The sequence below is a fragment of the Streptomyces yongxingensis genome (assembly GCF_055597465.1).
In genome coordinates this window covers 5,367,781-5,379,368 of the sequence record NZ_CM145717.1, presented here as the reverse complement: position 1 = coordinate 5,379,368, position 11,588 = coordinate 5,367,781, and the positions used below count along the sequence as shown (strand labels likewise).

General features: G+C 69.2%; 10 protein-coding genes. 1 reads left to right on the top strand and 9 read right to left on the bottom strand.

All coding sequences use genetic code 11. The features are described 5' to 3' along the window. Positions 1-90 precede the first annotated feature (90 nt). The 3 genes from ACZ6TD_RS22965 to ACZ6TD_RS22955 form a co-directional block, all read right to left on the bottom strand. The gene (locus tag ACZ6TD_RS22965; RefSeq protein ID WP_471356941.1) at positions 91-798 is read right to left on the bottom strand and encodes a very short patch repair endonuclease; all 708 of its coding nucleotides are present in this window, start codon (positions 796-798) and stop codon (positions 91-93) included. Positions 799-893: 95 nt separating this feature from the next. Then, the gene (locus ACZ6TD_RS22960; protein WP_093463554.1) at positions 894-2,225 is read right to left on the bottom strand and encodes a DNA cytosine methyltransferase; all 1,332 of its coding nucleotides are present in this window, start codon (positions 2,223-2,225) and stop codon (positions 894-896) included. A 274-nt stretch (positions 2,226-2,499) separates the two neighbouring features. Further along, entirely contained in the window at positions 2,500-3,264 is a 765-nt protein-coding gene (locus ACZ6TD_RS22955) for a GIY-YIG nuclease family protein (protein WP_471356936.1), read from the bottom strand. A 559-nt stretch (positions 3,265-3,823) separates the two neighbouring features. On the opposite strand from ACZ6TD_RS22955, the gene ACZ6TD_RS22950 reads away from it, so the two are divergent. Further along, positions 3,824-4,063, top strand: a complete 240-nt coding sequence (locus ACZ6TD_RS22950) for a hypothetical protein (protein WP_471356932.1) — start codon at positions 3,824-3,826, stop codon at positions 4,061-4,063. A 159-nt stretch (positions 4,064-4,222) separates the two neighbouring features. Here ACZ6TD_RS22950 and ACZ6TD_RS22945 read toward each other — a convergent pair whose 3' ends face one another. The 6 genes from ACZ6TD_RS22945 to lhgO all read right to left on the bottom strand — a co-directional run bounded on the left by ACZ6TD_RS22945 (position 4,223) and on the right by lhgO (position 11,336). Continuing rightward, positions 4,223-5,413: a L,D-transpeptidase gene (locus ACZ6TD_RS22945; protein WP_471356929.1), complete on the bottom strand. Its 1,191-nt coding sequence runs from the start codon at positions 5,411-5,413 to the stop codon at positions 4,223-4,225. 53 nt (positions 5,414-5,466) lie between these two features. Then, complete coding sequence (locus ACZ6TD_RS22940) at positions 5,467-6,306, bottom strand: hypothetical protein (protein ID WP_471356926.1); 840 nt, start codon at positions 6,304-6,306, stop codon at positions 5,467-5,469. Next, positions 6,299-6,904: a SigE family RNA polymerase sigma factor gene (locus tag ACZ6TD_RS22935; protein WP_471356923.1), complete on the bottom strand. Its 606-nt coding sequence runs from the start codon at positions 6,902-6,904 to the stop codon at positions 6,299-6,301. Before ACZ6TD_RS22935 ends, ACZ6TD_RS22940 begins: the two co-directional genes overlap by 8 nt. Before the next feature lie 65 nt (positions 6,905-6,969). Then, positions 6,970-8,961, bottom strand: coding sequence for a PrsW family intramembrane metalloprotease (locus ACZ6TD_RS22930; RefSeq protein ID WP_471356921.1), 1,992 nt, complete (start codon positions 8,959-8,961; stop codon positions 6,970-6,972). 62 nt (positions 8,962-9,023) lie between these two features. Beyond that, positions 9,024-9,764, bottom strand: coding sequence for a tRNA (guanosine(46)-N7)-methyltransferase TrmB (trmB, locus tag ACZ6TD_RS22925; protein WP_471357962.1), 741 nt, complete (start codon positions 9,762-9,764; stop codon positions 9,024-9,026). A gap of 366 nt (positions 9,765-10,130) precedes the next feature. Further along, on the bottom strand, positions 10,131-11,336 hold the full coding sequence (lhgO, locus tag ACZ6TD_RS22920; protein WP_471356918.1) for an L-2-hydroxyglutarate oxidase: 1,206 nt from the start codon (positions 11,334-11,336) through the stop codon (positions 10,131-10,133). Positions 11,337-11,588 lie beyond the last annotated feature (252 nt).

Sequence of the window (11,588 nt, the reverse complement as noted above, 5' to 3'; positions counted from 1 at the left end):
AGCTGGAATTTGCGGACCCTGGCGAATCGTGTGCTACCGGGACGGAGATGAAGGCGTCGAACCGTCGTGAATAGGGATGATCCGGTCAGGCTAGTGAGAGAGACGGAAGGCCGTCGCCCCCGTGGTCTTCTCGCGTACCAGGTCCGCGACGCGTTCTGCGGCCACCTCCGGGTCCTCGTGCTCCCAGAATCGCAGGACGTCCCAGCCCTCCTCCGCGAGGATCCTGTCGGTCTCAGCGTCCCGGACGCGGTTTGCGGCGATCTTGTCCTGCCAGAAGGCGCTGTTGGTCGTCGCCGGCCGCAAATGCTCGGGGCAGCCGTGCCAGTAACAGCCGTCCACGAAGACCGCGACGCGAGCCCTCGTGAAGACGAGGTCCGCTGTCCGCCGCAGTGTTGGCACGGGCCGCGCGGAGACGCGGTAGCGCAGACCTCGCCCGTGCAGCAGCGACCGGAGGGCTTTCTCCGGCACCGTGTCCTTGCCGCGGTTCCCGCGCATTGAGGCCCTCACTGAGGACGACGACGCCCACGATCCGGACGGCAGTTGTCGTTCCCCAACCAGCCCCCGTGCCCGCGCCTCAGCCCAGGCCGCGGCCAGATTCCGCGCCCGCGTCGGGTAGCAGACCTCGCAGACGTACTTGGTCGGCGTACGCCCCTCGTCCGACCAGCGCAGATAGGCGCGGATCCGGCGAGTCTTGGGCAAAACCTTCAACGCGATCGACGCGAGCGCGTAGCGGCCCTCCCCTAGGTCTACGTAGCGAACCGCGCGGCCACCCGCAGCCCGGTCCTGTTCCGCGGTCAACGCGGCCCGGCTCCGCCCCGGCTTCCCTCGCCACGCCCGGTCTGGCGGCGGCCCTTGCCGACGCCAGCCCTCCTGGTGCGACCCCGTCACTCCGATCATCTCCGCTCTTCCGCCTCGTCCAGCGCCTTGGCCACCGCCGCGGCGAAGACCCGGCCCAGCTCGACCGGCACGGCATTGCCCAGCTGGCGCATCCGCTCGCCGCGGGGGCCCGCCAGCTGCCAGTCGTCGCGGAACGTCATGACCCGGGCGGTCTCCCGCACTGTCATATAGCGATGCGCATATCCCCCCGCGTCATCTGCGCCATGCGCCAGCTTGTCGAGGAGCATCACCGACTCGCCTCCCGGCACCCCGTGCACGCCGGCCTTGACGGTCTTCGCTGGCCTGTCTAGCTCGTTCGGCGTGTGACCATCGTAGATCCGGGCCCCAGGCCAGCCCACGTGGTCCCGGAAGCCCTGTTCGGTGACCCTGTCGAGCCGGTCCAAGTCGATCGGCGGCAGATCGTGGACCGCGTCGCGCAGTGTGCGCCACGGCAGCGGTCCGTCGTCCTCGCTGGCCAGTGCGAGTTGGTCACCCACGCGTGCGGCGACACGGTCGCGAACGTGCTGCGGGACCGTCGAATGGCGACCCGGCCCCCAGTAGGACCCGTCCTGGAACGTGCGCAGGAGCGCGGTCTCTGAGTGTGTGTGTCGCAGGCTCTCCCGTACCTTGCCCAGGTTCACGCGGAGATCGCCCCGGAAGGCCAGTAGGATGACCCGGTTGCGGATCTGAGGAACGCCATAGTTGGCGGCGTTCACACGGAACAGCAGTACGTCGTAGCGCTCGGAGGGGTCGGTGTCGCCCGCCGCGTCGGCCTCCCGCAGGATCCGGTCGTGTTCGCGCCAGTCCGACCCCTGTACGCGCCGGACAAACGGCAGGGCCAGCTCGCGCTGAATGTACTCGAAGTATGGGGCGAATGATGGCCGCAGTAGGCCGCGCACATTCTCGCACATCACGGCCTTCGGGCGAATCTCCCGCACGGCCCGGAACATCTCCGGGAACATGTTCCGCTCGTCCTCGTCGCCCTTGGCTACCCCTCCCAGACTGAAGGGTTGGCAGGGCGGACCGCCCGCGAGGAGGTCGACGTCGTGGTCACGCAGGAACGACATGTCCAGTCGCCTGATGTCACCGCAGACCAGGGGGACACCTCTGCGAAGCGCCCGGTGGTCTGAGGGGTCCGTGATCTCGCCTGCCCGAGGCAGCTCCTCGACAGCCTTAGCGAGAATGTCCGTGGACACGTCCTCAGGGTGCCCGGTGAAGTCGTTCGCCTCCAGCGTCTCGCACGCGCGCCGGGCGAACTCGTTCAGGAGGAGGTGGCGGAAACCCGCTGCCTCACTGGCCTGCACCAGTCCCCCGCCACCGGCGAACAGCTCCACCGATGTCCGTCCCATTTGCGCCCTCCTAGCATTTCAACGCTATAGAACCATACCGCGGAGGTGTGACGGTTGAGGTCCACTCGGGCGGAAGTGTGTCCGAGGCTGACGAAGCTTCTGGGCGGCGGGTGCGCGTGGGAGAACATGGCCGAGAGCGATATGAGCGCGCCGCCGGCGAGGTGAGGGGCGGCTCCGCCCCTCATGGTGTCACGAGGCGATCGGCGGCTCGATATCCCGATTATGTAATATGTTCAGTAGGAACATTTTGTTTATGGGTAAGCGACAGCTAAATTCATGGGGTAGGGCTATGCGGGCTCCTGTAGATCTTCAAAGCCCCCGGCGCTTCACTGATCTTGTCATACATGATCACGTAACCAGGTAGCGCGGTGATCTGCCAACCAGGTGGGAGTGAAGCTGCCGTCAATGCGAAGATATCATCTGCGGTCGCCGTTGTTTTGCCGAGTGTTGCTGTCGAAGCTGAATACACGGCTGAAGCCTTCTTGAATCTGAAAGTATAAGGGAGTTGCTTCTTCGCGTGGCTGATCAACGTCGAAAGGGGGGCCTCATCGGGCGTGAGGTTCTCAATCGGCCAACTCAAATCGATGGGGTACAACGTGTAGAAGTGGTCCGGCCCCCAGCTGGTGCTGTCGCGCTTGGCTCCGGGGTCGTGGTTCCCGATACCGCTCGTGTTCCACGGGATCTCGCCGCGACTCTTGTGCCAGTCGATCAGCAGCCGTTCGGGGGCGATAGTGGGTAGATCTTCATCCACATACAGGCAAGTGAACGTCATCTCATCCGGAGATATGTTGAGCCGCCCCTTGATGGTCTCCCGATGCTGGGCTAGTCGCGAACGCAGTGAGTCAGCCTTGCCGACGTAGACGAATACATCTCGATGGTAGAGCTGGTAGACGCCAGGATGCCGTTCGATTTTGTCGATTTCTTTCGGCGTGAGTGGGGACGGCGTCAAATCTTCCAGGCTGGCGCCCAGCTGGTCCCTGAGGGCCTTGGTGATGCTGAGTTTGAACTCTGCGCTGTTACTGGATCCCTGCTTGGGCACCTGGACCCCTCCTCACCGGTGATGGAGGGATCACCCTAGCGTCGAGGTGTGGCGCGCACGCACCAAGTGGCGCCCATCCATGCTGTATGTGTCACTGTTCCGCGGTATGCTTTCGTAACGGTCTACCAGGAATAATTCCGTTCGAGGTCAGACGCTGGGATCCGGGCTGTTTCGTCGGCGGAGGAGCTGGTTAGGCTGCGCATCGCGGACTTTCGTCGTCTGCTCGTCAACGGTTATATCGAACGCGCCTGCGAGGCGACTGCATGCCAATGGCGCGAAGCGCACCAGGGTGGCGAACATGATTAGGGATGAGTGGGCGCTAGTCGAGGGTGATGAACACACGGCGTCATTTCGCACACCTCCTTTAAGGAAGGGGGTGACGTTCGTAGTCGGTGGACCACCCTATAATCCGTTCGCCCTCGGGGGTGAACATAAGACTTCGCGGGCGAGCACAAGTATGTTCCCCGCGCTGTTCAAGGATGTCGTCGAGCTGATCAGCTTTGGCTAAACGGTTCCTTGCGGCCTTGTGGTAATTCTTCCGGCTCGGTAAGGTTGTTCCATGGCTCGCATAGAAGCATTCCACGGAATCAATGGAGACGTTCAACGTCTCCACGGTCCGGTTGTATGTGGTTATCGAAGCTTCGCGGTGGATGGTCGTGTGATTCTTCAGCTCGATACTTATGGATCGCCGGAGAGGAAGATCCCAAATAAGGTTAGTCAGTCAATCCAACTGGATGTAAAAGGTGCGCGCGAGTTGATCGGCATTCTGCTAGAGGTATTTCCGGAACTGGGTACTTAATCAGAGGGAAACAGAGACCGCCATGCGTCTGTTGGACGGATGTGGCGATGTCCTAATCTCGATATTGCATAAGGGGCCGCCCAGCCCGATAAGTGTATAAATTAGAGAGGGCCGCCCCCACGGCATGCCGGGGCGGCCCTCACAGCACGGGGGGCGTACTCAGCGCAGGGCGCTGAGCTTTTGCCAGGAGGGGTAGGGGAGGTTCCAGTCGCCGAAGCCGTTGCCGGTGGAGACGGTGGCGCGGGTGGAGCCGGATATCTCGACGATGTCGCCTCGGGTGGCGCGGTCGTAGAACCACTTGCCGTCGGCGAGGGACATGCCGACGCAGCCGTGGCTCATGTTGGTCTGGCCGAAGTAGCCGCGGCCCTCGTTCCAGGGGGCGGCGTGGGCGTAGGTGCCCGAGGTGGTGAGGTGGACGGCCCAGGGGACGTCTTTGTTGTAGGGGTCGGCTATGCCGACGGACTCGCTGGTCATGTTGACCATGGGGGCCTTGTCGAGGACGACCATGGTGCCGTTCCAGGTGGGGTAGGAGGGCTGGCCGGCGGATATGGGGATGGTCTTCTGCTTCTGGCCGTCTTCGTAGACGGTCATCGTGTGGTTCTTGATGTCGACCTTGGAGATCCGGGGCGTGCCGATGGTGAAGGTGGTCGAGACATCGCGGCGGAGGTAGCGGGAGTCGCCGGTGTTCACGCCGCTGAGGCGGGCTCGGAGGGTGACCTTGGTGCCCTTGTGCCAGTAGGTCTTGGGGCGCCAGTCGACGCGCTCGATGCCGGTGAGGGGGTCCTTGACCCAGCCCCAGGAGCCTTCGGCCTTCGGGCTGGTGGAGATCGAGAGGCTGCGCTCCACCGCTGCCTTGTCGGTAACGGGGTGGTCGAAGGCCAGGGAGACCGGCTGGCCCACGCCCACGGTGGAGCCCTTGGACGGGGTGACGGTGACGCCGTTGATCTGCTGGGCGGCGCGGGTGCGGAAGGTGGAGTGCTGGACGGCGGTCTTGCCGGCGGCGTTGGTGGCCGTGGCCTCGACGGTGTAGGTCGTGCCCGGGGTCATGGTGCGGTTGGAGCGCCAGCTGGTCTTGGAGTGGGAGAGGGCGCCGGTCACCGTGACGGCCTGGGAACCGGCGCCGTCGGGGATGATGCGTACCTTGGTGAGGGTGCCGTGGGAGGCGGTCACCTTGACCGGGGCGTCGGGGGCTATCGCCGCCGAGTCGCTGCCCGGGGCGATGGTGATCCGGGCGGGCTTGGCGTCGGCCGGGTCCACCGAGGCGGACTTCGACGCCGACTGGCATCCGGCGAGCAGGGCGACGGCGATGGCGGGCACCACGAGGGTGCGCAGGGAACGTACGGAGAGCACAGAGGACCTCTTGCGGGAGTCGTGAGGGGTGGTGGTGGGAGGGGAGGAGTGGGTCAGCAACGCCTCTTCACCTCCTCGGGGTTGGCCCGGTACGGGCCGGGGGATGCGGTGGCGGTGGGATCGAGGCGCCACAGCGAGACCGATACGCAGTAGGCGGAGGGGCCGTCGGTGTAGTCGCCGGACGGGCTGCCGATGCCCTCGGCCTGCAGGACCCCGACCCGGGTGCCCGAGCGCATCAGGACGACCTGGGCGTCATGTGGTGTGCGGGACGAGTGCCAGCCGTAGGTCATGGTGGTCGGCTGGTCGGCCGCGAGCTTGGGTGACGAGGTGGTGCCCAGCGCCTTGGGGCGGGCGCATCGGTCGTTCAGCGTCTCCTCGAGGGAGGCGAAGACCTTCGCGGCCTCGCCGTCGCTCCCATAGGCGTTGATGGTGTGGCGTGCCTGCCCTGCCTTGCGGCCGTGGTAGTCGCGGGTGCGCTGGGCGAGGGGGCGCGGACCGTCGAGGCGGCAGCTGGGGGAGAGGTCGAGCAGCGGTGCCCGGCCGTTGTCGGTGGAGCTGGTGGAGTCGGCCGTCTTCCAGCGCATCATCGCGTCGAACGGCAGCGCCGAGGGGCGAAGGAGGGCGCTCGCGGGGATCGGCGCACCCGGGACGCGGTCCGTTCGCGGGGCGGGCGGGGCCGCCGGGAGCGTACGGGTGGAGTCGTCGCCCGGCAGCATCCGCCAGGAGCCCGCGGTCACGGCGGCCACCGCCAGGACGGCCGCGGCGGCGATCGCGGTGCGCTGCCGTGCGCGGCGCCGACGGCCCCGCGCACGCACGGTTTCGGGGTCCGCCAGACGTATGGAGGGCTCGACATCGCGAGCGATATCGCGCAGGCGCTCGTCCAGATCAGCCATGGGAGGGCACCTCCTTGGGGTGGCAGACGGGCAGATGGGGTGTCGGTGCCGGTGCCGGAGTCGGTGCCGGGACCGGAGTTGGTGCCTCGGTGTCGGCATCGGCTTCGGCGTCGGCCAGATGGGAGCCGAGGGCCTTGCGGGCACGGCTCAGCCGGGTGCGCACGGCGCCGGGGGAGACGCCCGTCTCCCGGGCCACCTGCTCAATGGGCAGATCGAGAAGGTGGTGCAGGACCACGGCCGTACGCTGCTCGGGCTTCAGCCCGCGCAGGGCATGGACCAGCGCCACCCGGTCCGGGGCGAGATCGGGGAGATCGGGGGGCGGCCCATGGCGGAAGTGGGCCCGCATGCGGTTACGGGCGCGCCGCCAGGAGCTGACGGCGAGGCGCAGGGCGACGGTGCGCACCCACGGCGTGGGATCACCCTCGGCGGTCAGCCGGTCCCAGCGCTGCCACGCCCGGGCATACGCCTCCTGCACCGCGTCCTCGGCCTCGGCGAGATCGCCCGTCGCCGCATAGACCGCGGCCACGAGCCGCTTCGCCGTAACCGCATAGAACTGGTCGAAATCGGATGGTGTGGATGAAGGTGATGGCCCTGACATGAATCCCCCGCGCCCCCGCGTGCTCCCCGCTTCTATGTAGGAACACGTCCGAAAGGGGCGGGAGGTTACAGACGACTTTCGGGGCCGCCGGATCCGTACGCCACGGGGGAGACGTGAGGCGTCGCCGAATTCGCGGGCGGCTGCGGGCTGCGCGGTAGTTGCGGGGTCTGCGACGGCTGCGATGGCTGCGGGGCCGGGGTCTGCAGCGGTTGCGGCGTTCGCGGCGGCTGCGGGCCGTGCGGGGGCGGGGCGCCCCACGGTGCGTAGGTCGGGTGGGGTCCGTACTGCGCCTGGGTGCCGGAGCCGGAGCCGGGGCCGTAGCCGGATCCGGGGCTGCCGTAGCCGGTGCCGGGCCCGGGGCTGCCGTAGCCGTAACCGGACGCGGGGCTGCCGTAGCCGTAGCCCTGACCGCCTCCGTAGCCGTAGGCGTACCCACCGCCGTACGGCCCCGCGGGCCAGAACGGTGCGGGCATCGTGCCCGGGGCCGGCCGGGGTGCGCGGCGCGGCCGGGGGAGCGGCACCGACAGTGCCGCGTGGGCCAGGGCGGGCTGGACGGTCTCCCGCCGCTCCCACAGACGGTCCAGCAGTTCCTTCTCGCGCGCGATGAAGTCCGGCCCCGCCGTACCCCGGTACGCACGCCGCCGCAGAAGGGCCAGCGAGGTCGCGAAGGCGGTGTACTCGCCGACCGTACGGGCCGCCGCCGCGCCGTGGGTGCGGCGGGCGAGGTCGCGGGCGATCCCGCGGGCGCGCATCGAGGACAGCGCGAGCGGCTCGGGCGGGGTGAGCCAGCCGGCCGCCTGGTAGGCGGTGAGCTGCTCCCGTATCGCACGCAGTTCCTTGGTGCGGGACCAGATCGTCAGCCAGGTCAGCAGCCCGAACACCGGGACCATGAACAGGGCGTAGACGATGAGGAAGCCGTACCCGCCGAGGGTGGCCGAGCCGTTCCAGACGCCGTGCAGGACCATCGCCGTCAGCAGCATCGCGATCGGTATGAGGACGCGGCGGACGCGCTGGTGCCGCGCCGCCGCGGCGGCTATGCCGAAGCCCACACCCGTCATCGAGGTGAAGAGGGGGTGCGCGAAGGGGGACATCACGGCGCGGATGAAGAAGGTCGCGGCCGTGGTCGACCGGATGCCGGAGTAGCCGAGCGTCTGGTCGCTGACGAAGGCCGAGCCGAGATACAGGATGTTCTCGGTGAAAGCGAAACCGGTGGCGGTGATTCCGGCGACGACGACCCCGTCGACCAGCCCGTTGAAGTCACGGCGGCGGAAGAGGAAGAGCAGCAGGACGGCGGCCGCCTTGGCGCTCTCCTCCACGAACGGTGCGATGAAGGTGGCGCCCCAGGCGTCGGCGTCGGCCTGGCCGGTGGGGGACGAGGAGTCCACGGTCGTCATGAGCCACTCGGTGGCGAAGCCGTTGGCTATCAGCGCGACCAGCGTCGCCGCGCACGCCCCCCAGGCGAAGGCGAACAAAAGGTTTCGCCAGGGCTTGGGGTCCACGCGGTCCAGCCACCGGAAGACCGCGATGATCAGCGGCACGGGGAGGACGGCGAGGCCGAGCCCCACCAGGAAGCCCTTGGTGCCCGTCTGCTCGCGCACCAGCGCCAGGATGATCAGGCCGGAGAGCGAGAGCAGACCGGTGAGCGCGGTGGCCCGGAGCGCCTTGTTGTGCCAGACGCGGGCGAGACGGCCGCCCGGGCCCCACAGCCGCTGGCGGGGCGGTTGCGGCCAGCCCGCCGGTGCGGCGCCGGTGGCGAACCACGGGTGCCGGTCACCGTACGGAGCGCCGTGGGGCGTGCCGTACGGGGCGCAGGCGTGCGGTGTCTGTGGCGCCTGAGTCGCCTGCGTCGCCTCGTACGGTGCGTCGTGAGGAGCCTCGTACGGTGCGTCGTGTGGTGCGTCGTGCGGGGCCCCCTGGGGTGCCTCGTGCGGTACGCCCCGTGGTGTCCCGTCCGGTGCGCCGCCTGACGCCTCGTGCCGCGCTCCTCGCGGCGCCTCGTACGGCGGCGTGGCCGGTCGTGGTCCGGGCGGCTCTTGCGGGGGCGGGGACTGATGCACTCAACCGACCCTAACGAAAGGGGGAGGGGGACTCAGGGGTTATGCCCATCCCCTTGGGGTCGTTATGTGTCATTGCGGCGGAAGATCAGGTCATGGACGAGGTGTCCCTTGTCCAGCCCCTGGCCCTCGAACTTGGTGAGCGGCCGGAAGTCCGGGCGCGGGGTGTAGCCGCCGTCGGCCTGGGAGTTGTCGAAGGCGGGGCTCGCGGAGAGGACCTCCAGCATCTGCTCCGCGTACGGCTCCCAGTCTGTCGCGCAGTGCAGCAGCGCACCGGGCTTCAGCCGGGTGGCGGCGAGCTCGATGAACTCGGGCTGGATGAGGCGGCGCTTGTGGTGCCGCTTTTTGGGCCAGGGGTCGGGGAAGAAGACCCGCAGCCCGGAGAGCGAGGCGGGGGTCAGCATCTCGCGGAGCAGGATGATCGCGTCGCCGTTGGCGACCCGGATGTTGTCCAGGCCGTTCCGCTCCGCGAGCGCGAGCAGATTGCCCTGGCCGGGGGTGTGGACGTCGGCGGCCAGGATGCCCGTGCCGGGGTCGGCGGCGGCCATCTGCGCGGTGGCCTCCCCCATGCCGAAGCCGATCTCCAGGACGACGGGGAGGTCGGGGCGCGGGCCCGCCTCTGTGGCGAACAACTCACCGAGGTCGATCCGGCTCAGCCCGTCGATGTCCAGGCCCCACTGCGGCCACAGGCGGCGCAGCGCCTCGCCCTGGCCCGGGGTCACCCGGCCGCGGCGGGGGCGGAAGGAGCGGATGCGGCGCTCGTGGTGCGAGCCCGCCGGGTCGGCCGCGGGGCCGCCGGGGAACATCGGCTCGGCGCGGTCGCGGCCACGGGTGGGGCCGGGCAGTGGGGTGCGGTTGCGGTCCGCGCGGGCATCGGGGGCGGTGGGGTTATCGGACACAGTGCTTCGATTCTACGGTCGGGGGCGGGGCCCACGGGCGGGCCGGGAGGCGGGCCGGGACGCGGGGCGGGCACCGCGACGACGGCGCGCGGCGGCGGGACTCCTGGGTGAGAGGGGCGTCGGACGGTGGAAGCGATTCGCCTGGGGGAACCGGGGGCGGGGCGAGCGTGCGTGATCAGGGAGAACTGCCGCAAGGAGGAAGCACGGAGAAACGGGGGATCTTCCTACCGCCGCAACCCCTGACCGTCCCGCACCGCCTCTACGGCCCGGCCGTCACAGCGTCGCCAGCACCCGCCGCGCGACCTCCCGCCCGATCGGCAGCGAGGCCGTCGCTGCGGGGGAGGGCGCGTTGAGGACGTGGACGACGCGGGGCGACTCCGAGATCAGGAAGTCGTCCACCAGCGTGCCGTCCGGCAGCACCGCCTGTGCGCGCACGCCCGCCGGGGCGGCTATCAGGTCGTCGGCCGTCACATCCGGCAGCAGGCGGCGCACGGCGTCGGTGAAGGCGCGCTTGGACAGGGAACGCCGCAGCTCACCCGCCCCGTACCGCCAGTGGCGGCGGGCGATCCGCCAGGAGCCCGGATACGCCAGCGTGCCGGCCAGCTCCTGTGGGCGCACCGTATGCCAGGCGTACCCCTCGCGGGCGAGGGCCGGCACCGCGTTGGGCCCGATGTGGACGCCGCCGTCGATGCCGCGGGTCAGATGGACGCCGAGGAACGGGAAGGCCGGGTCGGGCACCGGGTACACCAGACCGTTCACCAGCGAGGCGCGGGAGGGCACCAGCTCGTAGTACTCACCGCGGAAGGGCACGATCCGCATGCCCGGGTCGTCGCCCGCCAGCCGGGCGACGCGGTCGCAGTGCAGCCCCGCGCAGTTGACCAGGGCCCGCGCGCGCAGCACCGTGCCGTCCGCCGTGCGCACCGCGACCGCGGAGGGGCGCCGGCCGATGGTGCGCACCCGCGCCCCGTACCGCATCGAGGCGCCCGCGTCCTGGGCCAGCCGGGCCAGCCGGGCCGTCACCGCGCCGAAGTCGCAGACGCCCGTCGTGCCGACATGGATCGCGGCGAGGCCGCGCACCCATGGTTCGTACTCCGCGATCTGGGCGGGGCCCAGCTCGCGCACCGGAATGCCGTTCTCCCTGCCGCGCTGGACGAGTCCGTGGAGCCTCGGCAACTCGGAGCGCTCCGTGGCGACGATGAGCTTGCCGGTGACCTCGTGCGGGATGCCGTGCTCGGCGCAGAACTTCACCATCTCCGCGGCGCCGCGCACCGCGAACCGCGCCTTGAGCGACCCCGGCCGGTAGTAGATACCACTGTGGATCACGCCGCTGTTCCGCCCGGTCTGGTGGCGGGCCGGGCCCGCCTCCTTCTCGAGCACGGTCACGCGAGTGCCGGGCGCGGCGCGCGTGATCGCATACGCCGTCGACATGCCGACGATCCCGCCCCCGATCACCAGCACGTCGCAGTCCAACGCCGTCACGCCATGTCACCTCCCCACGCGCCACACCGTCCAGTCGCCCGACCGTCGATCCCTATCATGACCTGCGCCACTGACAACGGGCCGAAACCCATGTGAGGGCTAGGGTCCGGACTAGGCCCACGGGGCATGTGGATCGATTCACGCCGAGCCGCTCATTCCGGGCGACTCGCCTCTGAGTCGTCCGTTCCGGGCCGCTCTCGCCTCACCGCTCATCCCGGGCCGCTCACCACTCATCGCGGTCGCTCGCATCCG